The organism is Akkermansia sp. N21116 (genome assembly GCF_029854705.2).
In the GTDB taxonomy this organism is placed as follows: Bacteria; Verrucomicrobiota; Verrucomicrobiia; order Verrucomicrobiales; family Akkermansiaceae; genus Akkermansia.
This window is the reverse complement of record NZ_CP139035.1, coordinates 2,371,117-2,395,938: the sequence shown is the minus strand read 5'-3', so window position 1 is coordinate 2,395,938 and position 24,822 is coordinate 2,371,117. Positions and strand designations below refer to the sequence as shown.

The 24,822-nt window shown below is 51.3% G+C and carries 21 protein-coding genes and 1 riboswitch; of the genes, 2 read left to right on the top strand and 19 right to left on the bottom strand.

Features of this window, described 5'->3' with window-relative positions:
- The first annotated feature begins 164 nt into the window (after positions 1–164).
- The gene (locus QET93_RS09260) at positions 165–1,172 is read left to right on the top strand and encodes an IS110 family transposase (RefSeq protein ID WP_322189958.1); all 1,008 of its coding nucleotides are present in this window, start codon (positions 165–167) and stop codon (positions 1,170–1,172) included.
- Positions 1,173–1,254: 82 nt separating this feature from the next.
- On the opposite strand, the gene QET93_RS09255 is transcribed toward QET93_RS09260, so the two are convergent.
- The 10 genes from QET93_RS09255 to QET93_RS09210 form a co-directional block, all read right to left on the bottom strand.
- Positions 1,255–4,023, bottom strand: a complete 2,769-nt coding sequence (locus QET93_RS09255; protein WP_280132084.1) for a Sip1-related alpha-galactosidase — start codon at positions 4,021–4,023, stop codon at positions 1,255–1,257.
- A gap of 66 nt (positions 4,024–4,089) precedes the next feature.
- Positions 4,090–5,685 carry an arylsulfatase gene (locus tag QET93_RS09250; RefSeq protein ID WP_280132085.1) on the bottom strand — a complete coding sequence of 532 codons (1,596 nt, stop codon included), beginning with the start codon at positions 5,683–5,685 and terminating at the stop codon, positions 4,090–4,092.
- Positions 5,686–5,876: 191 nt separating this feature from the next.
- Positions 5,877–7,184 carry a hypothetical protein gene (locus QET93_RS09245; RefSeq protein WP_280132086.1) on the bottom strand — a complete coding sequence of 436 codons (1,308 nt, stop codon included), beginning with the start codon at positions 7,182–7,184 and terminating at the stop codon, positions 5,877–5,879.
- Positions 7,185–7,287: 103 nt separating this feature from the next.
- Positions 7,288–8,031 (bottom strand): hypothetical protein, encoded by a 744-nt coding sequence (locus QET93_RS09240; RefSeq protein ID WP_280132087.1) that lies wholly within the window; start codon positions 8,029–8,031, stop codon positions 7,288–7,290.
- A complete protein-coding gene (locus tag QET93_RS09235; RefSeq protein ID WP_280132088.1) occupies positions 8,028–9,203 on the bottom strand; it encodes a serine hydrolase domain-containing protein in 1,176 nt (391 codons plus the stop codon). The genes QET93_RS09240 and QET93_RS09235 overlap by 4 nt, the downstream gene beginning before the upstream one ends.
- 4 nt (positions 9,204–9,207) lie before the next feature.
- Positions 9,208–9,879 carry a tRNA (N6-threonylcarbamoyladenosine(37)-N6)-methyltransferase TrmO gene (gene tsaA / locus QET93_RS09230; protein WP_280126325.1) on the bottom strand — a complete coding sequence of 224 codons (672 nt, stop codon included), beginning with the start codon at positions 9,877–9,879 and terminating at the stop codon, positions 9,208–9,210.
- 77 nt (positions 9,880–9,956) lie between these two features.
- A complete protein-coding gene (locus QET93_RS09225; RefSeq protein ID WP_280132089.1) occupies positions 9,957–11,228 on the bottom strand; it encodes a dihydroorotase in 1,272 nt (423 codons plus the stop codon).
- Positions 11,229–11,241: 13 nt separating this feature from the next.
- Complete coding sequence (locus tag QET93_RS09220; protein WP_280126323.1) at positions 11,242–12,168, bottom strand: aspartate carbamoyltransferase catalytic subunit; 927 nt, start codon at positions 12,166–12,168, stop codon at positions 11,242–11,244.
- 66 nt (positions 12,169–12,234) lie between these two features.
- Positions 12,235–12,768 carry a bifunctional pyr operon transcriptional regulator/uracil phosphoribosyltransferase PyrR gene (pyrR, locus tag QET93_RS09215; protein ID WP_280126322.1) on the bottom strand — a complete coding sequence of 178 codons (534 nt, stop codon included), beginning with the start codon at positions 12,766–12,768 and terminating at the stop codon, positions 12,235–12,237.
- A gap of 56 nt (positions 12,769–12,824) precedes the next feature.
- A complete protein-coding gene (locus QET93_RS09210) occupies positions 12,825–13,235 on the bottom strand; it encodes a 5-(carboxyamino)imidazole ribonucleotide mutase (RefSeq protein ID WP_280126321.1) in 411 nt (136 codons plus the stop codon).
- A gap of 364 nt (positions 13,236–13,599) precedes the next feature.
- Here QET93_RS09210 and QET93_RS09205 point away from each other — a divergent pair, with 364 nt between their 5' ends.
- A complete protein-coding gene (locus QET93_RS09205) occupies positions 13,600–14,646 on the top strand; it encodes a tyrosine-type recombinase/integrase (RefSeq protein WP_322189957.1) in 1,047 nt (348 codons plus the stop codon).
- A 156-nt stretch (positions 14,647–14,802) separates the two neighbouring features.
- Here QET93_RS09205 and QET93_RS09200 read toward each other — a convergent pair whose 3' ends face one another.
- The 9 genes from QET93_RS09200 to QET93_RS09160 all read right to left on the bottom strand — a co-directional run bounded on the left by QET93_RS09200 (position 14,803) and on the right by QET93_RS09160 (position 24,776).
- The gene (locus QET93_RS09200) at positions 14,803–15,198 is read right to left on the bottom strand and encodes a hypothetical protein (protein WP_280126319.1); all 396 of its coding nucleotides are present in this window, start codon (positions 15,196–15,198) and stop codon (positions 14,803–14,805) included.
- Between the two features lie 51 nt (positions 15,199–15,249).
- Positions 15,250–16,017 (bottom strand): hypothetical protein, encoded by a 768-nt coding sequence (locus QET93_RS09195; RefSeq protein WP_280132091.1) that lies wholly within the window; start codon positions 16,015–16,017, stop codon positions 15,250–15,252.
- Positions 16,018–16,049: 32 nt separating this feature from the next.
- Positions 16,050–16,874, bottom strand: a complete 825-nt coding sequence (gene menB / locus QET93_RS09190; protein WP_280132092.1) for a 1,4-dihydroxy-2-naphthoyl-CoA synthase — start codon at positions 16,872–16,874, stop codon at positions 16,050–16,052.
- Positions 16,875–17,091: 217 nt separating this feature from the next.
- Positions 17,092–18,696 carry an aspartate:alanine exchanger family transporter gene (locus QET93_RS09185; protein WP_280132093.1) on the bottom strand — a complete coding sequence of 535 codons (1,605 nt, stop codon included), beginning with the start codon at positions 18,694–18,696 and terminating at the stop codon, positions 17,092–17,094.
- An 81-nt stretch (positions 18,697–18,777) separates the two neighbouring features.
- The gene (locus QET93_RS09180; RefSeq protein WP_280132094.1) at positions 18,778–19,503 is read right to left on the bottom strand and encodes an anaerobic ribonucleoside-triphosphate reductase activating protein; all 726 of its coding nucleotides are present in this window, start codon (positions 19,501–19,503) and stop codon (positions 18,778–18,780) included.
- Positions 19,504–19,555: 52 nt separating this feature from the next.
- Complete coding sequence (gene nrdD, locus QET93_RS09175; RefSeq protein ID WP_280132095.1) at positions 19,556–19,762, bottom strand: anaerobic ribonucleoside-triphosphate reductase; 207 nt, start codon at positions 19,760–19,762, stop codon at positions 19,556–19,558.
- A 54-nt stretch (positions 19,763–19,816) separates the two neighbouring features.
- On the bottom strand, positions 19,817–21,931 hold the full coding sequence (locus tag QET93_RS09170; protein WP_322189956.1) for a ribonucleoside triphosphate reductase: 2,115 nt from the start codon (positions 21,929–21,931) through the stop codon (positions 19,817–19,819).
- Between the two features lie 207 nt (positions 21,932–22,138).
- Positions 22,139–22,318, bottom strand: a riboswitch (cobalamin riboswitch).
- A gap of 185 nt (positions 22,319–22,503) precedes the next feature.
- Entirely contained in the window at positions 22,504–23,631 is a 1,128-nt protein-coding gene (locus QET93_RS09165; protein WP_280132097.1) for a hypothetical protein, read from the bottom strand.
- Between the two features lie 59 nt (positions 23,632–23,690).
- Entirely contained in the window at positions 23,691–24,776 is a 1,086-nt protein-coding gene (locus QET93_RS09160; protein WP_280132098.1) for a hypothetical protein, read from the bottom strand.
- Positions 24,777–24,822: the final 46 nt, after the last annotated feature.

Below are 24,822 nucleotides of genomic sequence, written 5' to 3'. Positions count from 1 at the left end.
CTTGTATTGAGCACGAGAGACAGCCAGATTCCCGCCCTAGGGCGGAGAATGTCAAAGAGTCAGTGCCGATACAAGCCCCATCCGGGGATCCGATCATTCCAAATCTCGAATAGTTGAAAGGACCGTCTCCCCGAGATGAGTCCGCATTTGAGGAGGAGATCAGAATGAAGCCCAACAAAACAAAAATCAATCGTGAAGTAGGAGAAAACATACCTCAAAAGAACTATGCCGGAGTAGATATATCCAAAGACTATTTGGATATCTGCCTTCAGCATAAAACCTACCGATTCACCAACAACAAGACAGGACATAAGAACATGTTCCGTCTTTTTGAAAAACAGGAACAACCAGTTCATGTCGTGTATGAGTCCACCGGCTATTTAAGCCGTCGGCTTATCCCCGTTTTCATGGACGCCAATATCTCCCAAACATGCCTTAATCCGGTACGAGTAAGAAACTATGCCAGAAGTGAAGGACTACAGGCCAAGACCGACCGTTTGGACGCTCAGGTGCTCTGCCAATTGGGAAAAGACAAACAACTTGAGCAAGACTATCCACTTACCCGAGAAATTCTTCAGCTCAAAGAATACGAAAGTGTCCTTACTTTTTATGTCAAAAGACGGGCACAGTTGAAAAACGAGCAAAAAGCAACCAATCAGCCGTTTCTGAAACAGCAATTGGATCAAGCCCTGAAGCAGGAAGAAAAACGCATAGAGGCGTTGCAGGTTCAAATGGAAAAACTCATCAATACTCATCAAGAGCTAAAAGAAAAGTATGAAACCTATTTGAATGTTAAAGGAATAGGGAAACGCAATGCCATGGCGTTGATTAGCCTCATGCCCGAATTGGGAAGCATTAATAGAAAGCAGGCGTCAGCCCTACTCGGAGTAGTGCCTTATTCCTGGGAAAGCGGAACGATGAAAGGAACACGCAAAATACATGGGGGCAGAAAGGAACTGCGCCATCTTCTCTATTTGGCAACGGTTAGTGCCTTGAGGTGCAATGAAATCTTGCAGGCGAAGTACAAACATTTTCTCTCTGTGGGAAAAACACGAAAGTGTGCACTTATTGCCTGCTGTCATTCTCTAATCATTTATCTCAATAGCTTAACGAAAAAAATAATTCCCCCGGATGCAGCGTCGCACGCTGCCGGGGGGATTGGGGGCGAGTAGCCCCCATTTGTCTATTTCTGAATTATAGTTGACTCTTTTTTAGGGATCACCGGGATGTTGGTAATGCTGTTTCAATCGTATTTCATTGCCTTTCGTTCAGGATGGTTACCCGGCGGACAGGCAGTTCCTCGGGAAATTCAACCAGATAAAAATCCGAACTCCCAGGCAGTTTACGGACAGAGGCTCCTTTCACAACGGGGCTACCGCCTTCCCGGTATATCAGGACACAGGCCGAATCCTTCAACGTAAAGATTATTTTCTCGTCTGTTCGGACGATTCCCTCTTCAATGCAGGAGGGAGAAAGATACTTGTCCGGATTTCCCAGAACTGCCCATCCTTTTTCAATGGGGGCAAGAAGGTAAAAAATGTCCTGCATGACGCCGCCCCGGAGGTTCGGCAAGCTCAGGGAGATCCCTTTGTCCGGCAGTTTGACTCCCTTCCGGTTTCTCCAATCATAGGCGACAAGACCTTCCTCAGGAATGTCCCATGAAGAAGTTGCTTTTTTACCCTGTATCATAGAAGGAGCCCATTTATACACGGAAGGCAACAACTTTCCGGAACGAGTGGAAGGTTCCGTGTTCAGATTATAATATACTACGGCCGCACATTTATTGTTGAGCGGAGCAATGACTCCATACAGGCTGTCGCTTTCCAGCGGATGGATGAAGCAGGATTCCGGGAGAGCCGTGGCCGGTGCCAGAGGGCGCAGGATTTTTCCCTTCTTGTTGATCAGGGGCCAAATCCTGTCCGGTTGGAAGTCCTCGGGTTTGTCAGACAAATAGACGGGAGCCCCGGAAAGAGCTTTGGATAGGGCCATTACATCCCCGCAGACGGGATCGGAGGAATGGAACATGTCGTGGTCCGGCCATACCGTTTGTCCTAGCAGGAGCGTATTGGTATAAGACTGAAAAAGATGACTGCGCGAGGCATTCAGGTTATTCAGGGAGTAGTCTATGCTGCATCGGGTGACCGGGCTGGTTCCGGTGTTGAATATGTGGAGTGTTCCCTGTGCCATGCAATTGATCATGCCCAGCAGACCGGAAGCATCAACCGCCCGATTGAGTGACCGGGAACACCAGACGGACTGCCTGGAGGGATTTCCGGTACCCGCCACTTTCTTGAGATATTCCGTTTGGTAGTCCACTTTGATGAAATCAAAGCCTTCTCCCTTCCGGTTGCGGACGGAATTCATGAAATCCCGGTAGAAATCCCGCGTGTCTTTCATGCTTTTTCCTGGAAAATACGTATTGTTTTTCCTGATGAATCTGGAGTTCAGTCCCAGATCGTTGTTTACGTCAATGCCGCCCGTGTCCCCATAAAAACAGTGCCAGAGTCCCATCCACCGAATTTTATCGGGACGGGAAGAATTACGCTGTTTCAGGAGAGGCTCCCATCCCTGAGGAAATTTTTTCTTGTCCGGAAGGAATGACCGTAGTTGAAACTGATTGCTGGTATTCTGAAATCCCGCGTCCACCAGCATCCAACGTACGGGCAGAGGGGATTCATTGATGGACTGGGCAGTGCGTAGCAGTAGATTCGAATTGATGCCATGGCGGTATTGTTCCCAGCTGCACCATCCCAGGTAACGGAAAGGCTCGGGATAATGGGAGTCCTTGGTCCATCTCCAATTAGAATGTCCTTTCAACTGCGGATGTGAGACGGCTTTTTTCCATGTCGCACGCATAGCTTCGTACAGGTTACCGGAAACACCGAAGCAAAGCATGGGCTCCTTTTCATTCGTGATGGATTCGGAGCCCAGAGTTCCGCTTTTAACCTGTAGAGCGTTTCCTTCCACCTCAAGCCAGGAGACTGACCCGTTGCCACACAATGGCAACATGACAAGATAGTTGCCGTTTTTCAAACGGAACAGGGCCAGCATGCCGTGGGAATCCGGACTGCCGCCAGCTGCCGGATTCCGCAAATTCAATGCCTCTTCCAATGAAGCCGCACACCAGGGCAATACCCTGTTGCATCCTGACGGCCAACGACCGGTCTCTGCTGCAAACCATGTGACGCTTTCATATGGAGGAAGATTGATTCGCAAGGAATATTCCTCGCCTTCCTGGGCAGGATGGATTTTTCCGGCGGAGGAAACTTCCAGAAGGGCTGGCGCCTTTTCCGTTCCCCGGATGTCTAGTGAAGGGCTTGTACCTTTCTCCATCCCCGTCTCCGGGGTCAGTACTATGCCGTTTAAGGAGCCGAAACCACCTTCTGCTTTTACCGTGAAAGCCAAGGTGCGGGAATCAGAGGATACCGTAACTACTTTGTTGAAATAAAGGCCACGTTCATTTTCTTGCGTTCCTACGGCACAATTTCCGCCCACGGAGAGTCCCGGAGTTCCATTCACGGCAATGGTCATGTGGGCGGCTTTTTCAACGGAGCGCCCTGCAAAAATTTCCAGTCTGTAGGTTCCCGGTTTCAGGTTGGAAAAGGTCCAGGTCTGGGAGCCGTCTTTCAGGAAAACCCCATCCATCGCAGCGGAGGCCGGCCATTTTCCTACAGCGGTTCCCCCCAAGGCCATCTCAGGAACGTCTTCCTTCAGTGGTTCATACTTTTTTTGATCCAGTCCGGGTGTGCCATAAATACCTCCTTTTCCTGTTACGGTCAGGGAAAGGGGGGCAGCAACAGAATCAACACTCAGAGAAGAAGTAATAAACACGACATTCTTCCGGGGAGCTCCTGTGACGGGACTGTCTAAAAACAAAGGAATCTTTTCCTGTGCGGATTTGTTTTGATTCTCCAAGGCAAGCTGATGCCATCCTTCTTTCTCCGTGCGGCCTGCATAACGGCCCAAGTCAAGCCGAAGGGATTCCGCTCCGGAAGAGGCGGAAAACAATATGCAGCCAATCACACAGAAAACATTAAAAATATTCTTTGAAATCCTCATTTTTTTACTATGAAACAGTATAATTTATTACTATTTAGCGTGTTGTTGTTGTTGTAATTCCCGGTCCATCATTTTGGCAACATCGGGATGCCGGGAAATAATATTGCGACTTTCCCCCAAGTCATCCTTGAGGTTGAATAAAAGTCCATCGGGAGCATTTTTTCTTTCTTCCGATGAGAGGCTTTCCGGGGGGATGTACTTCCAATCTCCTTTGAGGAAAGCCAGATTTTTATCTCCGAACCCGTGTTCGACAAGTTCCTGACGTCCTTTCTTGCTGTGTCCTAGCAAGGCTGGCAGAAGATTCTGACTGTCGGGAAAAGCTCCGGCAGGTATGTTTTGTTTAGTCAGAGAGGCAAGAGATGCTCCCAAATCCATTTGGCAGACCAGGGCATCACTTGTTCCTGGATCTACTTTGCCGGGCCACCAAACGATGAAAGGGATCCGGGTACCTCCTTCGAAGACTGAGCATTTGCCTCCCCGTAGGTTTCCGGCAGGCCGGTGGTTGTTTAAATCCCGTTCGGCTCCATCGGCATATCCGTCGTCGACTACAGGGCCATTGTCACTCGAAAAAATAATGAGCGTATCGTCTTTGATTCCCTGTTGTTCCAGTACTTCCATGATCCGTCTCAGGCAATCGTCCATCTGAACGGTTGCATCTCCTCTGATACCGCATTGGCTTTTACCCAGAAACCTCTTATGGGGATCCCGGGGAACATGAATATCATTGGTGGCAAAGTACATGAAGAAAGGTTTTTCACTGTTGGCCCGAATGAATTTGACCGCCTCGTCGGTCAATGTATCGGCCAGATCGCCGTCTTTCCATAATGCGGCTTTCCCGCCTTTCATAAATCCGATTCGGCTGATGCCATCAACGATGGTTCCGTTATGCCCCATGCTGGGATGGAAACGCAAGAGTTCCGGATGATCCTTGCCGGTAGGTTCTCCCGGGAAATTCTTCTTATAGCTGACTTCAATCGGATCGTTGGGATCGAGATTGACGACTTTGCCGTCCCTGAGATAGACGCAGGGCACCCGGTCGGCGGTGGCAGCCATAATAAAACTTTCGTCAAATCCGACTTCTTTGAGGCCGGGTGTTATGGGTTTGTTCCAGTCGATGTTACCCTTGCCCAAACCCAGATGCCATTTGCCGATGGCGCATGTTTTGTATCCGGCCTGTTTGAGCATGGAAGGAAGAGTCATTCTTTGATCGGCTGTGGGAACAACCATGGCTGCGTCCCCCGGCAGGATATGGACTCCTTTCTTTCTCCACGGATATTCTCCGGTCATGACGGCATAACGGGACGGGGTGCAGACCGATGTCGTACTGTGTGCGTTGGTAAACCGCAATCCCTGATCGGCCAGCTTGTCAATATTCGGAGTCGGTATCTTCGTCGCCCCATAACATCCCGTATCTCCATATCCCAGATCATCCGTGTAGAAGTAAATGATTGCTTTGGGGGCTTTCGGCAATGGCTGTCCTATTTCCTGATTGGCGGAAGGAGGCAATTGACCGGGTAATGGTTCTGCCTTTCCCGGTATGAGTGAAATGGACACCATGGCTGCGGCAAACCATAATTTTGGACGAAGCATCCAACAGGAATTATAGAGATAGGATCGTATTTTCATCAGTTTTTCATATCGTATGCATGGAGATGAGTAAGTCAATAAAACATCAATAATTAAAAAAATTAACATTCGGATTAGATGATGATCAAGAGTGTTGAAGCGGTAACATTCTTGGAGTTTGAACTGTCCGTAATGCTCAAATAGTTTCTTCAAACTATTCGGCAATGAGTGAGATAATTACCCTTTTTGTATTACGGTTGTCTATTATATGATCCCTTGAGCGTCCGGATGGCTTTGTTGTTGGAGAAAAGAATGAGGATGACGCAAAGTGTGAAAATGACCAGAGAAATGTACCATAGATAAGTTGGAAGCATCATTTCCGTACTACAAATCATAAATATTTGCATGATGACGCAGACGATGAAAAAGTTTCTGGTGTTACGTATCATGGGGATGTCGGCCCATTTGCCTGTTGAATAAACAACGAGGATGAGCAAGGAAGGCAGGAATGAAACGATGAGGACTATGACGTTGATGATATAATAATCAGGTGTCCAGAAGGATTGGGTCAGCATGCCGGGAAAGAAAGGAAAACCTGCTGTCAGGGAATTGGCTGCAAGTAATACGACTAAACAGGTCATGGGAGACAGACTGGGGAAGATTTCAGTTCCGTCGGATAATTTCAGGCGAATTGCCAAGGTAAAACTCAAGGAGAGAAAGAACAGTAATTGTAGAAACCAATTCCAGTTGACGACAGTCAGAAATGCGAAATTATCATAAGTAGAAAAGAAGGGAATCGATGATTTTAATAGAATTACTCCTATAATTATACCGGCTGCCACAAAACATAACAATGTCAGGATAAGCCATTTGGGAATGATGAACGGAGGCCATTCCCGGAAGGCTGGTTCTCCTTTGTCCTGTCGATAGATGATAAGGAGTTTGTTGGTAAGATAGACGACTCCTCCTTGCACGATGAAGGTACTCACGGATGAGATCCAATGAGAGTTCTCCTGGTAGAAGCTCAGAAAGCCCTTGAAGTTGTACCATTTGTCATTCTCAAACATATTGGCAGTTTGCATGAGCGCCAGGAGAATCAACAGGGATCCACATGTTTTGACCTGTTTATATCTTTTCCATTTGCCGTATGTCATCGTAATGGCCGGCACAAGGAGGGCGGCAAGACGTATGGGGGAGCGTAACTGGTAGCAGGAGAAAGGAAGTGAGGTCGCCAGAATGTTGAGACCGATGACTATTCCGGTGATGATCCATGGGTTGGATATGCGACTTGTGGATCGGTCTTCCATTCTCCTGATGACCATCAATCTGTAGATGCTGATGTAGAATAAAATATGCAGAATATACATCAGGTTGTCAAAGATACCTGACGGACCGCGAAGAGAGATTCTGTCTCCATAAAGGGTTGGCAGGGAGGGCCAGTTCCAATAAGGGGTAAGAGACAGTCCCAGAAGGAGCATGAGTAAACCAGCCCATTTGAGTAAAGACGGCGAAATGGGGATGGGCAGTAAAATCCGGGAAGAATTTCCGATTTCTTGCATGATAGAACTACTTTTAGTCCTATTTGTCTGGAAGTAAAGAGGTAAAGGTAAGGGATAGATTCTCCCGGAAAGAAATCGTCCTTATTTTGGGACGGCAGTTTCTCTATCCACATGAAGAGTTCGGAACGGAGAGGGCAGGACTGCCGTTCCTGTAATAGCGGGCAACGAGCATGCGAGCTTCGTCCATGTTGTCTGTGAAGGCGAAAAAGTCAATGTTCCGGCATTTCAGTTGAAAGTAATGCGGGAAGAAAAGGACATCGGTGATGTCTTTCCAGTCTGCACTTTCTACGGTGCAGTAGTTGCCTGTGGTCAGCCAGTTGTTATCGTCTTTACCCGGGATAATCCAACGTACTCCCCGGTGGTCGACGAGGGAAATCATGTTTCCCTCTTTCATGTTCAAATACAGTCGTTTATAGTTTTTGAAAAGCCATATTCTCAAACCGGCCAGACAACACACGGCTATGATGAATAAAATGAGGTGGGAGGTAAGGTATGCATAGACGCCGATCCAGACGAGGAGGAGAAGGTTCAAAGAAGAACTAATGGGCATTCCCCAAGGAGAAAAGACGAGGTTCCATAGGAAATATCCGATGTGATCGGGATTGTTGTAAAGAGCCATTTGAGGAACATCCGACCAGTTTTTGGGACAGGAACCTACCTCTTTGAGGCGAATGATCGAACGATAAACTCCATGTCCCGACCAGAGTATGGCACAACCTAGCGAAAGCCCGGATTCCCAAGTAATCTTGCTGTTGTCGATGATCCTCATAAAGAGGAAGACAAGGGACACCAACAGACTGGCGCTGATGATGAGTCCTGCTGTGGCCCTGGTTTTGGTGACTTTCATCGGAGAAGGGAGGGGGGGGAGTGGTTGACCCTGGTGAGGGCGTTGACTAGGGCTTGGGTTTTGGTGCCGGGCAGGACATTGAGATCCATGTGGTTCATGGTGTAGGCGAAGGAGAGTCCATTGATGGGATCTGCAAAGGCGTGGGAGCCTCCAGCCCCTGCATGACCGAAACCCTCGTAGCCGAAAAGGTGGCGGAGGGGTATGCCGGTAGCTGGATCACGGGGATCCAGCATGAAACCGCAGGAATAGGCTGTGGGTGTGAGCATGGTTTTGTCTTCTCCGTCTGTAACGATCGTCGTCATCCAGGAACGGACTTCATCCGGAATGAAGGGAGAAGATGTACCAGGCGGATTCAGGCTGCCGAGGCAAATCTGATAGAAGGAGGCCAGTCCTTGTGCGGATGCAACGGCACCGAATGCGGGGGAGGCGCATGTCCAGCCGGCTGGGGTATTCATCTGGCGGACGGTGTTGATGCCGACGAGGGAATGAAAGGCGCGGAAGATGGGCGTGCCGGGCTGGAGGTATTCCTTGTAGAAGGGGGTAGAGAGGCTTTCCTTGTCTGCTTTGCCGGGGTAGAGTGTCGCAACCCGGTCAAAATGCTCTTCCGGTAGCCCGATGAAAAGGTCCAGCCCGAAAATGGTACGGATATTGCGCTCCCACCAGGTACCGATGCGTTCTCCCGTGAGACGGATCATGAGTTCGTCCATGATGGGACCGTAGGTATGCGGGTGATAGCCGTGATCGGGAGGGTACCAGGCGGGGTCGGTTCTTTCGATAGCAGCCACGCAGGCTTCATGGTCGAACAGGTCTACGGGTCTGTCGAAGGCTGCCAGGCCGCACTGGTGAGACATGAGCTGGCGGACTGTGGCTCCGGGCATGGGGAAAGACGGCCAGATGTCTCCGATGACGAGCGAAGGATCGGCACCCTGGGAGTGCAAGGCCAGCAGGATACAAGCGGCGGCGGGTCCTTTGGTAGCGGAGTAAACGGGGACGAGTGTCCGGTTTGACCAGGGCGTTGTACGGGCGTGCGTCGTGTAACCTCGGTGGAGGGATAATATTTCCCGGCCATCCTTCCAAACGGATACTGAAGCTCCGATTTCGCCCCGAAAGTTGAAGTTGTCGTCAAAAGCGATATGCAGCCTTGAGGGGCGATTGGATAGGGAGGAAACCATTTTTTTATACGGGTTGGATGCTGCAAACGGTCAGAACGTTGATTTTGACTCGGAATTTGATGTCAAACCCGCCGTAGGTGAGGCCGTAGATACGGTCGGGGTCGTCCTGGTAGGAGGGGCGGGGATCCTGGGAGAGTGTTTGGCGTAGAGGGGAAAGATAACTTGGAGGAAGAACAGCTTCCCATTCGGGAGGTATCAAGACATCAAGGTTGTGGTCGAAGACCTGGCCAGCGAAGCCGTCTGATGCATCCGGGATACAGTCGGCAAACGGAAGGTAGGGTTTGATGTCCAGAATGGGGGTTCCGTCCATCAGGTCTGCTCCGAGGACATGGAGCAAGGGACCGAGTTCGGGGTGTACCTCCAGCCGGTCCAGTTTGACGGCAGACAAGCCTATGGGATTGGGGCGAAACGGGGAGCGCGTTGCAAAGACACCCATGCGCGTGTTGCCTCCAAGACGCGGCGGACGGACGGTGGGGCTCCAAGTGTCGCGTATGTTTTCACTGAACAGCCAGATGAGCCACAGATGGGAGAAGCCTTGCAGGCCGCGAATGGCATCGGGATTGCGGAATTCCGGCTCGAAGCGGATGGTTCCCGGATCATCGGGGATCAATCCGCTTTGCCGGGGAATTCCGAATTTTCCCGGGTAACATGTACGGATGGTCGCAATCGGGCGCATGGTCTGCGGCGAGGAGGAAATGGAGGGGGGACGGTTGTGTTCCGGAAACACCCTCAGACGGGAAATGTGATCCGGTTTTAGAACAGGTGCGCTTTGCCGTTGACGAAGACAGCCTGGACTTTACCGGGAATGGTTTGCCCGAGGAAGGGGGTGTTGCGGGAACGACTCTTGAGAAAGTCTTCCGTAACGACGGTGTTTTCGTCGGGATTGAAGAGAACGAAACCCGCGCTGACGCCTGCTTCCAGAGTGGCGTTGGGGAGGTGCATGAGCTTCCGGGGGTTGTCACAACAGAGTGTGACGATCTGATGCCAGGTGAGGAAACCGGGTTTGACCAGATGGGCATATAATGCGGGCAGGAAGGTATCCAGAAGGGCCATTCCGTGGGGAGCGACGCAGAAGTCCTGCTTTTTCTCGAACGGGGTAGCCGGGGTATGGTCGGAGACGATGCAGTCGATGGTGCCGTCCTGAAGAGCGGCGATCAGGGCGTCTTTGTCCTTTTGGTCGCGGAGGGGAGGAAGAGTTTTGTAGGTCGTGTCGTAGTCTCCAACGTTTTCATGGGTAAAAAGAAGATGATGGAGAGCGACTTCCGCGCTCAGGTTCGGACGTTCTTTTTTCCATTGGCGGATGGCTTCGGCTCCTCCGGCGGTCGAGACGGTCTGGACATGGAGGGAGGCCTCCGTAGCGGCGGCCAGGCGGATGATCGTGTCGATGCCGATTTCTTCTGCACAGACGGGAGAACCGGCCAGGCCGAGGCGGTATGAAGTGGGAGAGGGGTGCATGACTCCTTTGGCGGTCAGAGCCGGTACGTCTCCGCGTAGGGCGAAGGTGATGCCCAGGGGGGCTGCATACTGCATGGCTCGGTAGAGAAGGAGTATGTTGGACGGAACATGGTCCGCATCGGTGATGAACTGGACGCCTTTGGCTCTCAGGGAATCGTAAGAGACCTGTTCTTCTCCTTCAGCTCCTTTGGTGATGCATCCGGTCGGGATGACTGTTACGGGGGATTGTTCCTGGCACAATTCCAGCAAGGATTGGATTTGTGCGGAATTGTCCATGACGGGGGAAGTATCCGGCATGGCCTGGAGACCGGTGACTCCGCCGTGCAGGGCTGCGGCGGTAGCGGTGGCGATACGTTCGCGGTTTTCGTAGCCGGGCTGTCCGAGATGGGCGTGCAAGTCAAAGAGGCCGGGAAGAACGAGGGACCCGCCGGCATCAACGAGCGAGGCTCCTGAAGGGGCGGTCTGGGAACCGGCGGGAGAGATGCTTTCGATCATGCCTCCGGCAACCGTCATGTCGATTTTGTCTCCTGTCGTTGCGACGCAAGCATTGCGAATGAAATAGGTGCTCATGGAAAGAAAGGGCTCAGTGTTGGGTTTGGGGGCAAAGGTGGTAGAGGACGGACATGCGGCAGGCGATGCCGTTTTCTACCTGCGTGTTGATGAGGCAGCGTTCGTACTCCATCGCGGCATCGCAGATTTCCACGCCGCGGTTGACGGGACCGGGGTGCATGATGTACATGCCTTCGCCGGCGATGCGTTCCAGGCGTTCTTCCGTGACGCCGTAGATTTTGTTGTACTCGCGCGAGCTGGGGAAGAAGGGAGCGTCCTGGCGTTCCTTCTGGACGCGGAGGAGGTAGATGAAATCAGGTTTCCAGGCAAAGGCCTCGTCGAATGTTTTGAAGATCGGTATGCCGGAATGGGCTGTCGGAGGTACGAGCGAACCCGGCCCCAGATAGGCGACCTGGGCGCCCAGCCTTTTCAAGATGAGGGAGGTGGAACGTGCTACGCGGGAGTGGAGGATGTCTCCGATGATGACGATTTTCCTTCCGGCGATGCTGCCGGAGGCCTCGCGGATGGTGAAGGCGTCCAGCAGAGCCTGGGTGGGATGGGCGTGGGCGCCGTCCCCGGCATTGATGACACTGGCGTTGGTAGCACGGGCGATCACGGCGGGGAGGCCGCTGTTGTAGTGGCGCACGATGATATAGTCCATTTTCATGGACTGGAGGGTTGCGATCGTGTCGTGGACGGATTCTCCCTTGACGACGGATGAGGTGGATACTGTGAAGCTTGTGACATCGGCCGAGAGGCGTTCCGCGGCGACTTCAAATGAGGAGTGCGTGCGAGTGCTCGGTTCGTAGAACAGGGTGAGCACGGATTTCCCTTTGAGGGCGGGTACTTTTTTGACGCTTTTGGTGAACAGTTCTTTCATCGGCATGGCCGATTCAAGGAGAGTCGCAATTTCTTCGTCGCTCAGGGAGGATATGTTTAGTAGATCCTTGCGTGGATTCATTGTCGGTAGAGGAAGAATGTATTTCTGGGAAAACCTTGGGATGCGGATATGAAAAAGGGCCTATGATTAGGCCCTGGATTGAAGAAAGACAACGTCGATGTCGTCGATTTCCTGGAGTTTGACGATGACTTTATCGTCCGTGTTGTCCATTTGGTGACCGACGTAGTCAGGCTGGATGGGGACTTCCCGTCCGCTTCGATCAATCAGGCAGGCCAGTTCGATGCGGGCCGGACGGCCATAGTCGAAGATGGCGTTGAGAGCTGCACGAATGGTCCGGCCCGTGTTCAAGACATCATCGACCAGGACGATGCGCATGTCGTCAGTCGAAAAGGACAGGTTGGACGAACGCAAAGCAGGTTTTGCTTCGAGCTTGTAGATGTCGTCCCGGTAGAGTGAAATGTCAATGGCGCCGCACATGGTGTCGACGCCGAGTTCACGGATCATGGTCGCCAGGCGCATGGCCAGGACGTCTCCCCGGCTGAGAAGGCCGACGATGCCCAACGGCTCCCCGTTGTTGCGGGCGGCAATGCCCATGGCTATTCGGGTGAGAGCCAGCCGTATGCCTTCCTCGTCCAGAATCGGTTCAGTGATGTGTTTCATGGCTGGAGTGGATGGATGATCCCGGCCAATGCCGGGGTGGGGAGATTGAAAGGCCTTTATTTGGCGGCCAGTTTGAGGATGCGGTGTGCAGCCATGGCAGCGTTGACGGGAGCCTTCTTGTGAAGTCCGACCGTCGTGCAGGGAACTCCGCCGGGCACTTGTGAAATAGCCAGCAGAGCGTCGATGCCGTTCAGGGGGCCGCCGGGAACCGGTACGCCGATAACGGGTAGGGAACAACTCATGACGACGACTCCCGGAAGGGCTGCGGAAAGGCCGGCTACGGCTAGAATAACAGCTTTTTCTCCGCTGTTTTCAAGATCTTGAAGGTACTGCATGAGTTCGGGAAGATCTCTGTGCGCGGAAAGAACCGTTTCCTCGTAAGAGACATGTTGCTCGTCGAAGTAGACGCGTGCGGGTTCCATGAAGGGTTTGTCGTTGGCGCTTCCGTAGATCACGATGACTTTCATTGTACAAATAAGGTTGAGTGGATGGGGTCTGGATGAGTTATTCCACGATTGGGGCATTCTGGCAAGAACGGAGTCAGGGTATTTTCCCGGAGGTTGTTTCCGGGGAGAAGTTCGTATCGGACATGTGGCTTATTTGAATATTTCCTTATTATAGGAAAAATATTCGATAAAACGGGAAATATATTTATATAATTATTCCAATTCAAGATTATATTTGCAAATTAGTGAATGATTTTGGATTTTGCAGTCTCACAGAAAGACTCGATGTCAGAATTTATAATAACCATTCTTGTCTTGAAGCTTTGAAAATTGAAATTTGAATTGTCACATATGAGAATACATGCCTCTCCAACTTAACCGATACATGCAACAAAACACAGAAATGAGATACAGTGAAAAGGACATCGCAGCCGCCCTGTTGGACGGAAGCGGCGTCAAGCTTCTGGATGCAGTATTACTTGCCTTGGATCTGCTGCGGGAATGCGGTGGACGAGGCAATAAACTACGTCGAGCAAGAAAAGGTATAGCCATGGGGGCGGATGCCCTTAGGCGACTTGAAAAAACAGTTACGTTTGACAAGGCTCTTCAAGCGACAATAGAAGCTAAAAGCCACCGGCGTTCGCGAACGGTGCGGGATATCCGCTACGTGATGGAGACGCTGATGCGTTCGTGTCCTGAAATTAAAAGGAGACATATCAGTGCCATGACCCCGGAGGAATGCCAGGAATATTTGGACAAGGCGTTTACCACAACGCGCCAGAAGTTCAAGGCCCGCGTGATTATGAATGGGATTTTTACATTGTCCCAGAAAAGAGGTTGGTGCGCGGACAATCCGATCGACCGGGTGGACGTGCCTGTCGTATATGAGCGGCAGATACGGGCTCTTTCGATCGATGAGATTCTTCAATTGAGGAATGTAGCCCTTGCTGATGAGGAATCCGGCTTATGTGCGCCGGCTTTCGGATTGATGCTCTATGCCGGGATCCGCCCCCGGGAAGTGGAGCGCCTCCGTTGGAAGGAACTGGACTTGAAGGACGGCGTGGTGCATATCATGCCCAATCACAGTAAGACCGGAGGGATGCGTCATGTGACTCTCTATCCTGTACTGAGGCGCTGGCTTGCCAAATTCCCGACCGGCAACCCCGATCAGAAGATCTGTCCCGTCCTTTGGCCTAAACGATGGAAGAGGATGCGTGCATTGGCCGGATGGGGAACGGAAAAGGGGCAGCGTCCCTGGCTTCAGGATTGCCTGAGGCATACGTTCGCATCTTACCATGCCAAGCATTTCAAGAGCCTTGACTCCCTCCAGATGGAGATGGGTCATCATTCCTCACTGTTGCTGAGAACCCGCTATCTCAATATGAGCGGAATCAGTGCAAAAAACGCAGAGGAATTTTGGAATATGGAATAAATTGAAAGGTTGCCGACTATGTGTAGGCTCCTCCATGGCTGATACCTGAGCGGGAATTGGCCATAAAATGACCGGTAACGCTGCAGGAAGCGTTACCGGTCATTTTTTACTTTTTAAAGGGAGAAGGGCTGTCCCGGGGGATACCTCTCGGATTTGTTAAAAGATATTTATGTCGTTCGGGAGATAGAAGACTTTGCCGTCGTAGGGATCGATTACTTTTTGTCCGGGTTTCATACCGGTCGTATCCAGTCTGCGGTAGGGCTGATAGGGGGAATGGACGCAATTGCGGTACCCGGATTCCAGGCCATAGGGAATTTGGTCTCCTGCGTAATCAATTTTTCGAGTAGAAAGTTCGGAAGAAGCGGGCAGTTCATAGGGATCGACAGGCAGTAGTTTGACGTGTTGCTGGGTTCCTTCATAAGGGATGACTGTGGCCGGTTTGTCACCGACGTATTCCGGTTTGGGGCTCAGGTGGTCATACCAGTAGCTGACGCATGACGACAGTCCGGCACAGAGCGGAAGAAGCAGAAAAGAAAAAAACCGCAGGTTCATGGTAGAATGAGTCTTGGAGAGAGTGTAACGTTCAAATGCAGACCGGGAAAATCAGAATGTTTGCTGGGGTAGGGGGAGTAAATCTACACGGCCTTCGGAAATGCGGATGATTTTGCCGCTATCGACAATGGAATCCAGAATATCCTTGTAGGCATGTGCCAGGTTTTCAAAAGCGGGGCGCAGGAAGATCATGTAGCCTTGTGGAACGACGAGGCGTCCCAGGGTGCCTCCACGGCTGACAACGTTGTTTTTTTCAGCCGAGTCGCAGAATTCCAGCCGAGTGACGGGCAGAGAGGAATTGCCTGCAACTTCCTGCACGATGGTGATGTACATGGAGACGGTTTGCAAGGTGCTGATGCCGATACGGCGTTCGATGATGATTTCCATGTAGTTGTCATGGAAACGGATGCCGACGCCGTTAGGACGGGCCAAGGGGGAGAGGATACCGTTTTGCGATGCCTTCAACGTTGAGGCAAGGTACCGGTTTACGTCGCTTTCCGTCAGGGTCAGGGCTGCATTTTTTTTGTTAGCCTGGCGGAGGAGCTCCGGGATATTGGGGGCGACGTCTGCCTGGCGGTAGCCCGGCAAGTCGGAGAGGTCCTGGGGGAGCCACGTTTGGTACACGACCCAGCCGATACCGAGAATGATGGACAGTGTGAAGATGAAGATCAGATTGCCCAGAAGGGAAAAAGGAGTCCGTACAGGACGTTCTTCTTCCATTTCTTCATCGTCGTCGTCTTTACCGTACAAGCCTTCTTCCACACCGTTGCGGCGCGGATGCTGCTTGTTTTTGTCTTTCTTGTTGCGGAATAGTCCCATATGGAGAGCTCCTGAATCGATACAACTGCCGGTCAGGGCAGGCGGGGGAATTTGCTGAAGTCGGGTTTCCGTTTCTGGACGTAGGCGTCACGGCCTTCCTGGGCTTCTTCGCTCATATAGTAGAGGAGTGTGGCGTTGCCGGCAAGGTCAAGCAAGCCCATTTGCCCGTCGCAGTCGGCATTCATGCAGGCCTTCAGGCAACGAAGGGACATTGGGCTGTGCTGAAGCATCTGACGGCACCAGGAGAGGGTTTCTTCTTCCAGTCGATCCAACGGGACAACCGTATTGACCAGCCCCATGTCCAATGCCTGCTGAGCATTGTACATGCGACAGAGATACCAGATTTCACGGGCTTTTTTTTGCCCGACAATGCGGGCGAGGTATGAGGAACCCAATCCTCCGTCAAATGAACCGACACGGGGGCCGGTCTGACCGAATTGGGCGTTGTCCGCGGCAATCGTCAAGTCACAGACGACATGCAGGACGTGTCCGCCTCCGACGGCATAGCCGGCTACCATGGCAACTACGGGTTTGGGGATGGTGCGGATGGTGCGCTGGACATCAAGGATGTTCAAACGGGGAACTCCATCATCACCGACGTAGCCGGCATCGCCTCGTACCTTTTGGTCTCCTCCGGAACAGAAGGCGAGCGGGCCTTCTCCGGTCAGGATGATGACGCCGACTTTGGGATCTTCATGAGCCAGGTTGAAAGCATTGAGCAGTTCCTTGACAGTCTGGGGGCGGAATGCGTTGCGGACTTCCGGTCTGTTGATGGTGATTTTGGCAATGGCGCCGTGATCGGTCGTCTCGTATTTGATATCCGTGTAATCTTTAACCTTGATCCATTCTGTACTCATACCTGTGGTGGGATTGTAAAGTTACGCTTTCCAAAGTGAAGCATAAAATCAGGATATCATGGCGGGAGCAGGATGTTTTCCCCGATACGGAATACGTCCATAGACGTTCGCTTTTTGTCACAACGATTCATGAAAAGCGCACCAGGAAAAAACGCTCCGATGCTTTTCCCTGAAACAGGTGAAAAAGCATCGGAGAGGGAAAAGAGGTGTAACGGATTTAGGCGCCCAGCACGCTGATGATAGTCTTGGCTCCCAGCGTCATCAGAATCAGAGCGACGGGGTAGGCCGTGGCATAGCTGACGACCGGGGCCTGGGAATCCGTCTTGCTGGCGATGGCTCCCAGAGCGGGAGTTGACGTCATACCGCCGCAGATGCCGCCCAGGCATTCCAGAATGTTCATCTTGAAGTACCGCATGCCGATGACGTAGGCCAGGAACATGGGGATGCAGGTGACGAGCATGCCCATCAGGAAGACCGTTATCCCGTATTGCTGGACGGTGACAACGAGGTCGGCGCCGCCTTTGATTCCGGCGTCCGCCAGGAAGAAGACGAGCCCCAGGTCCTGCAGGAGCACCCGGGACGGGCGGGGGATGTATCCGACGAACGGCCCGAATTTGCCGAAGTGCCCCATGATCAGGGCAACGATGAGGGGACCTCCTGCCGTACCCAAGGAAATAGAGGCCCCGCCGGGCAAGCCGACTTCGACCATTCCGAGGATGATGCCGGCACAAAGTCCGAATGCGAGGGACATGATGTCGGTGGCATTGATGGCACTGCTGCGGTGACCGATCTTCTGGGCGTATTGATCGATTTTTTCAGAAGTTCCGACGACAGTCAGTACGTCGTTTCTTTGGAGAATGGTACTTCCCGTCGGGATAAAAGTGAAGCCGAGCCGGGAGATGCGGGAAATGATGATGCTATCGTTGCTGAGGAGATCCAGTTCCTTGATGGTTTTCCCGGCATAGGACGGCGAGGTCAGGATGAGTTCCCGGCGTTCGTGGTCGGCATCGATCGCGTAGGGGTTGTCGCACATTTCACCGAGGTAATCGGCAGCCATGCGAAGGTCTTTTTTTGTACCGACGACCAGGATTTCCACACCGGGGTGGAATTCGTCCCGGGGTGTCAGGGGGAAGAGGCGGTTGTCTTTAACAATGCGAGTAATGCGGCAGTGGATTTTGTCCATGATCCGGCAAGTGGAGATATTGGTGCCGTTCAGATCTTCACGCGTAACGCGGATGAGCTTGGTGGCAATGCCGCCATTGGAGCCTCCTTTGAAGTTGCGGGCTTCTTCCGTAAGGTTGAATTTGAACAAACGGGGAATGAGTTGTACGAACAGGACGACTCCGACTACGCCGAAGGGATATGCAATGCCGTAGCCGATACTGACGCCGGACGATTGTCCGGTTACCGTCGACATGACTTCCGAAGCGGCCGCCAAGGCTGGCGTGCTGGTACAGGCTCCGGCAAAAATACCGGATGATATGCCGCCGGGAACACCGAGCAATTTACCGAAAAGGCAGGTGACGATGGCTCCTGCGCCAACGATAATAGCGGAGAGAATAGCCAGTTTGCTTCCCTGTTTGGCCAGGGATGAGAAGAAGCGGTTGCCTGCACTCAACCCGACGCAATACACAAAGAGGGCCAGACCGAGGGAACCGACTCCTCCGGGGATTTTCAAACCATGGTGACCAGCCAGCAGCGCAGCAAACAGAACTCCTGAGAGCCCCAGGGAAAGCCCTTTGATTTGGATGCTGCCCAAGGCAATCCCCAGAAAGATGATTCCGAACAGGACGATGAGTGGTTGGTGGAGGATTTGGTCCATAGGAAGTGATTAGGAAAGATAGGAATGATGGAGAGAAGTGGAGGGGGGACAAGAAATGATACTTGAATTGTATTTTCAAGACTATTTGTCCGGCTCTGTCTTGAAATGGCGTAATACGACTGGAATGTTTCCGGGAAGCTTTCCGGGATCGAATGCCCTGACAGGACGTTCCAGCTGATCCATATTATGATCCGTATGGAAGTAATGCTGGAGATAATATGTACCGCGGTAACCGCGTGCCGCCAGATCCTTGATAATTCTGCCGACGGCCTTTTCATCAAGGAGGTCGGGATGGACTGTCGTTCGGACTTCAAAGGGGAATTCGCTGCCGATTAAATACTGCAACGTTTTGCCGAAAGCGGCGAACAAGTTTGCGGAACATCCGCCGGTGATGTTGGCAAACTCGTCGGACGGAGCTTTGTAATCCAGGGCAATGTAGTTGACAAGGCCCTGTTCGACAAGGAATCGAACGGTGTCGGGGCGGGTACCGTTTGTATCCATTTTCACCTCGTATCCGAGGGATTGAGCAAGCCGGCATATTTCCGGAAGATCAGGGCAGAGAGAACATTCTCCGCCCGATAGGACGACTCCGTCGAGGAATCCTGCACGTGTCTTCAGGAATTCTTCCAGAGATTTTTCCCGGAGATGGCTGGGAAAGGCTGCCTTCGCCTTACAGCCTTTCGCCAGGTCTGCGTTGTAGCAGTACCGGCAGCGCATGTTGCAGCCGCCGAACCACAGGATGCAGGCCGCCTTCCCCGGGTAGTCCAGAAGGGTGAGCGGAGTAATGTCCTCAATGCCCTGATGCATGCCTCCCAATAACGATACGGTTATGTGCGGGAAAAGGGATGATTGGTGGGAATTAGGCGCTTTGGGCGTTCCTGGTAGATTGGCAGGAACAGGTATCCGGTTGTGGGATGGGTTCCAGGAAGTGCTTTCTGTCGTGGAATTCTCCCTGTTTGCCGGCATTGAATGTTTCCACGGGGCGGTGATAGCCCATGACTCGGGTGTAAACTGTGCAGCGGGTGCGTTCTTCCGTGTGGAGGGCTAGTATTTCTTCTTGTTTCATGATGGTGATTGTTTTTGGGTTAGGGGTAAGGGGGAATTGGATCGGAGGAGGGATTCAGTCCAAGGTATCGGCAGTGTCCGATGCATGCCTGACCAGGATTTCTTCGTCGCAGTAGGGGCAGTATTCGTGTTCCCCTTGCAGGTATCCGTGGCGGGAGCATACCGAGAAGAGGGGGGTAACTGTCAGGTAGGGGAGGCGGAAGTTGGTGAGTACTTTGCGAACGAGGTCTCGGCAGGCTTCGGGGGAGCTGATTCCTTCGTTCATGTACATATGAAAGACGGTGCCTCCCGTGTAGCAGCATTGGAGGTCATCCTGGAGGGTGAGGGCCTGGAAAAGGTCGGACGTGAAATTGGCGGGAAGTTGGGAACTGTTCGAGTAGTACCGTTTCCCGACGGGGCCTTGCTGGATAATATCCGGATAGCGCTTGGCATCTTCGCGGGCGAAGCGGTGCGTGGTGCCTTCGGCCGGGGTTGCTTCCAGGTTGTAGAGGTTGCCGGTTTCCTCTTGGAAGAGGCGTATTTTATCCCGCATGAATTCCAGGATTTCCCGGGCCATGGCGATGCCTTGGTCGGTGCTGATGTCCATGGTATCGTTGGAGAAATTCCTCAGGAGTTCATTCATTCCGTTGACGCCGATGGTGGAGAAATGGTTGCGGAATCCGGGCAGATAGCGCCGGGTATAGGGATAGAGTCCGCGGTCATAGAGTTCCTGAATGAATGTGCGTTTTTTTTCCAGAGTGGATTTGGCCAGTTCCATGAGCAGGGAAAGGTGTTTGAAGAGGTTTTCCCTGTTTTGCTTGTAGAGGTAGCCGAGGCGGGCCAGGTTGATAGTGACGACGCCGATGGAGCCCGTCATTTCCGCAGAGCCGAACAGGCCTCCTCCGCGCTTGAGCAGTTCTCTCAGGTCGAGCTGCAGGCGGCAGCACATGGATCTTACGGCATCGGGTTTGTAGGCGCGTTCATCGGGAATTTTATTGCCGTTTTCGTCACGGGTATATTGACTGCCGATGAAGTTCTGGAAATAGGAAGAACCTATCTTGGCGGCATTTTCGAAGAGTAGGGGGACATTGGGGTTGTCCCAGTCGAAATCTTCCGTGATGTTGACGGTAGGGATGGGAAAGGTGAACGGTTGTCCGGTGCTGTCCCCTTCCGTGAGGACTTCGTAGAAAGCCTTGTTAATCAGGTCCATTTCCGGCTGGAAATGTTTGAACGTCATCTTCTCCGGAGATTCAGCCCCTCGTTCCCGGGCAAGAGCGTCAAGCCGGGGATCGTTGATTCCTTCAAGCAGGTGTTTACCTCCGCTGAAGGGGACTTGTTCGCGCAAGTCACGGGGTACCGTCCAGTCGATGGTTACATTGGTGAAGGGAGACTGTCCCCAGCGAGATGGCACGTTCAGGTTGTAAACGAATCCCCGTATGGCTTTTTTCAAGACCTGGAACGAGGGTTGATCTTTGAAGACATAGGGAGCCAGGAAGGTATCGAAGGAGCTGAAAGCCTGGGCTCCCGCCCATTCGCTTTGGAGGATTCCCAGGAAGTTTGCCATTTGTCCGAGAGCTTCCTTCAGATGTTTCGGGGGGCGGCTGTTCACTCGTGAACGGACGCCGTTGAACCCTTCGTTGAGAAGATTCCGCAGGCTCCAGCCGGCACAATAGCCTGTCAGACAGTCCAGATCGTGGATGTGGTAGTCACCGTTGCGATGGGCTGCTCCTTCCTCTTCCGAGTACACTTGGTCGAGCCAGTAATTGGCAATGACCTTGCCGGCGGTATTGTTGATCAGGCCGGCATTGGAATAGGTCGTGTTGGAGTTGGCCGCGATGCGCCAGTCCGTCCGTCCGATGTATTCTTCAACGGTTTGTTTGCAATCGACATAAGTATTGCCGTGGTAAATGCCTCCTATTTGTTCCCGCTGCATCTTGTGCAGGAAGCGGTAGGTGATAAAAGAACGAGCCGTCTCGAAACATCCGCACTTGAACAAGGTTCGTTCGATCAGATCCTGGACTTCTTCTACGGTTACGGATTCACGGGAACCCAGCGATGCGAGGACTCGGACATAGACGAAATCGTCATATTTTGTCCCGGAACTGTGGAAGGCTTTCCGGATTGCTTCCTCGATCTTGTATCCTTGGAAGCTCTCGGATTTACCGTTTCTTTTGATGATTGTGGAGACCATGCGGCGCAGATATTTGAAGGTGGCGTAAAAGACGCATCGCGCGGCATGTACACACGACATCCCCGGGAAGGGGATGGGGCGGGTACAAAAGAAAACAAATACAAAAAAGAATTGCGGAGGTGGGGATAGCTTGGAGGATCCATTCAGATTGCCTTTGCCGACCGGTTGCCGGAATTCCGATTCGTACGCGCATCCTTTCGCGAGATGGTGATACTATGGTTGCCCAGGTCGTCTTCTGGCTTCCGGTTCTTGACCATATTTTTCGGGATGAACTTCCCACTTCCTCTCGGGAGCAGTGTCCACTCCGGGATCAACCGGTTACAGCGGCGCGTCCGCGACGGATTTTCACCGTCTTCCGTTACCTGTGCTGGAACGGTTTCTACATCAATCAAGCGCGAGGATGCAAGAGAATTTTCTCATTTTGTATGTAAATATTATCATACATACAATATATTGTAGTCTATAGAGAAAACCTGACTTGAATTGTGTGAGGCGCATTTGGCGGTTTTATCGAAGTATGAACAACCGGATATTCGGGCGTAGGATAGGGATGAAAATCCGCTCCAAATGGGTCAACGCCTGTTCGGTACAGCAGAGTCCTCTTTCGATGGCGTCTTGAAAAAGAGAAGGGAAGGCTCCGTGTCCTCAATCGTTTTTATTATTTTTTGGATTTCGACGATTTTATCGAATTGCTTCTTCTGAGCATATTGGGCTTGTTGCTGGAGAATTGTTTTCAAATAAGCCTGCTTGATTTGTTCTCCCAGCTGCTCTTTCTGAATTGTGTAGGCCGTGGCAAGGCGGAGAACTTCCCGGGGAAGCTTTTCTTCCTTGACCGGAGAATCGGGAGATTTGACGATATCCTGGATCAGTGTAACGGTGGCGAAGTCCTGTTTCTTGACATATTTCTGCTGGAGTTTCTTGAGAGAGGCGATGTATTTGTTTCTCAGGATATCACTGCGAGAATGGAACATTTTTGAGAACTCCGGCATGAGCGGGAGTGAGGCCGCCGGTGGAACGGCATCGTTGTAGAAATTGACGTTGTTGATTTTCATCGTACCTTTCATGATATGAAAGTTTCCGAATGCTTGACCGAACTGGGCTCCAGTGAGAGCCGGATGTTTTGGATCCCAGTTTGTGATGGAACCAGTCAGTAAATCGTTGATGTAGATGGAAAGGGTATGTGCGGACAAATCGGAAACGATGCAAAATTTGATCCATTCGTCCGACTGAAGATCCTTGATTGTTAAACCGGTATCGATGGATTTGACATTTCCGGTTTCCTCTCCACCAAAGGAAACGGCTCCGTTGATCATGTTATAAAGGTAAAGCTTTCCTTTATTGTCAAATTGTAATTGAAGAGAATAGAAATTAGCGTTGTAGTTTTGACTATTGAAATAATGGTGATTATTCGAATACAAGCTCAGAATTGTTTTTCCGTTATTGTTATCGCAGGAGAGGTTTTTCACGTCGAAACTGACTGTGAAATTGGAGGGGAAATCGGTAATTTTTTCGGCAAACGGTACCCTGCCAGCACCAAAAGAGGCATAGTCGTCACCGGGATTGTATCTGAATAGCGCATACCATTTGGTAGCTTTAATTTGAGCCCCGTCCGGTGTGTATTTCCATGAATAAACGGGTGTGGCTGCCTCGGATATTGCTATGGCAAAGAGGAAAATAAATAGGAGGGGGAGTCGATTCATGGATAAACGATTTATGGTTGATCTATTTTTGAAGAAAACGTTTTATGGACGACCAATAGTCATTTTTTCTTTATTGTCATAAAGAGTTCAGTGGGAGATGTTTCCTCGATTGTTTTTATTATTTTTTGGATTTCGACGATTTTATCGAATTGCTTCTTCTGAGCATATTGGGCTTGTTGCTGGAGAATTGTTTTCAAATAAGCCTGCTTGATTTGTTCTCCCAGCTGCTCTTTCTGAATTGTGTAGGCCGTGGCAAGGTGGAGTACTTCCCGGGGAAGCTTTTCTTCCTTGACCGGAGAATCGGGAGATTTGACGATATTCTGGATCAGTGTAACGGTAGCGAAGTCCTGTTTCTTGACATATTTCTGCTGGAGTTTCTTGAGAGAAGCGATGTATTTGTTTCTCAGGATATCACTGCGCGAATGAAACATTTTTGAGAATTCCGGCATGCGCGGCATCTTTGAGAAGAGTGAGGCCGCCGGCGGAACGGCATCGTTGTAGAAATTGACGTTGTTGATTTCCATCGTGCCGTTCAGAGATGAGGTGATTCCGAACACTTTTCCGAATTGGGCGCCCGTAAGTGCCGGATGTTTTGGATCCCAGTTTGTGATGGAACCAGTCAGTAAATCTTTGATGTAGATGGAAAGAGTGTGTGCGGACAAATCGGAAACGATGCAAAATTTGATCCATTCGTCCGACTGAAGATTCTTGGTCGTTAAACCGGTATCGATGAATTTGGCATTTCCGGTCTTGTCTCCGCCAAAAGAAACGGCTCCATGTAACCTATTATAGAAATACAGTTTTCCTTTTTCGTTGAATTTTAATTCTAGAGGATAATCGGTAGTATCGTTATTGAGATACAGACTCAAGAGTGTTTTTCCTTGGCTATTGATATTGGAAAGGCATTTTATATCGAATCTGACAGTAAAACTGGCAGGGATCTCGGTAATTTCCGTTTTAAACGGAGTATTCCCGAATCCGAAAATGGCAAATTCATCACCTTTTGTATACTTGAATGAACTAAGCCATCCGGGGGCGTTGATCTGTGTCCCATCCGGTGTGTATTTCCATGAATAAACGGGTGTGGCTGCTTCGGATATCGCTATGGCAAAGAGGAAAATCAAGAGGAAGGGGAGTCGATTCATGGATAGACTATGTTATGGTTTATTTCTTTCTTAAGAATACGTCTCA

Excerpts from the sequence above, each read along its gene's own strand:
- QET93_RS09210 (WP_280126321.1), bottom strand. The coding sequence starts at position 13,235 with ATGAAAGTCATCGTGATCTACGGAAGCGCCAACGACAAACCCTTCATG.
- QET93_RS09235 (WP_280132088.1), bottom strand. The coding sequence starts at position 9,203 with ATGGTTTCCTCCCTATCCAATCGCCCCTCAAGGCTGCATATCGCTTTT.
- QET93_RS09160 (WP_280132098.1), bottom strand. The coding sequence starts at position 24,776 with ATGAATCGACTCCCCTTCCTCTTGATTTTCCTCTTTGCCATAGCGATA.
- QET93_RS09185 (WP_280132093.1), bottom strand. The coding sequence starts at position 18,696 with ATGGACCAAATCCTCCACCAACCACTCATCGTCCTGTTCGGAATCATC.
- QET93_RS09240 (WP_280132087.1), bottom strand. The coding sequence starts at position 8,031 with ATGAAAGTCACCAAAACCAGGGCCACAGCAGGACTCATCATCAGCGCC.
- menB (WP_280132092.1), bottom strand. The coding sequence starts at position 16,874 with ATGAGTACAGAATGGATCAAGGTTAAAGATTACACGGATATCAAATAC.
- QET93_RS09200 (WP_280126319.1), bottom strand. The coding sequence starts at position 15,198 with ATGAACCTGCGGTTTTTTTCTTTTCTGCTTCTTCCGCTCTGTGCCGGA.
- QET93_RS09245 (WP_280132086.1), bottom strand. The coding sequence starts at position 7,184 with ATGCAAGAAATCGGAAATTCTTCCCGGATTTTACTGCCCATCCCCATT.
- QET93_RS09170 (WP_322189956.1), bottom strand. The coding sequence starts at position 21,931 with ATGGTCTCCACAATCATCAAAAGAAACGGTAAATCCGAGAGCTTCCAA.
- QET93_RS09250 (WP_280132085.1), bottom strand. The coding sequence starts at position 5,685 with ATGAAAATACGATCCTATCTCTATAATTCCTGTTGGATGCTTCGTCCA.
- tsaA (WP_280126325.1), bottom strand. The coding sequence starts at position 9,879 with ATGCGCCCGATTGCGACCATCCGTACATGTTACCCGGGAAAATTCGGA.
- QET93_RS09165 (WP_280132097.1), bottom strand. The coding sequence starts at position 23,631 with ATGAATCGACTCCCCCTCCTATTTATTTTCCTCTTTGCCATAGCAATA.
- QET93_RS09205 (WP_322189957.1), top strand. The coding sequence starts at position 13,600 with ATGCAACAAAACACAGAAATGAGATACAGTGAAAAGGACATCGCAGCC.
- QET93_RS09220 (WP_280126323.1), bottom strand. The coding sequence starts at position 12,168 with ATGAATCCACGCAAGGATCTACTAAACATATCCTCCCTGAGCGACGAA.
- QET93_RS09225 (WP_280132089.1), bottom strand. The coding sequence starts at position 11,228 with ATGAGCACCTATTTCATTCGCAATGCTTGCGTCGCAACGACAGGAGAC.
- nrdD (WP_280132095.1), bottom strand. The coding sequence starts at position 19,762 with ATGAAACAAGAAGAAATACTAGCCCTCCACACGGAAGAACGCACCCGC.
- QET93_RS09180 (WP_280132094.1), bottom strand. The coding sequence starts at position 19,503 with ATGCATCAGGGCATTGAGGACATTACTCCGCTCACCCTTCTGGACTAC.
- pyrR (WP_280126322.1), bottom strand. The coding sequence starts at position 12,768 with ATGAAACACATCACTGAACCGATTCTGGACGAGGAAGGCATACGGCTG.
- QET93_RS09260 (WP_322189958.1), top strand. The coding sequence starts at position 165 with ATGAAGCCCAACAAAACAAAAATCAATCGTGAAGTAGGAGAAAACATA.
- QET93_RS09195 (WP_280132091.1), bottom strand. The coding sequence starts at position 16,017 with ATGGGACTATTCCGCAACAAGAAAGACAAAAACAAGCAGCATCCGCGC.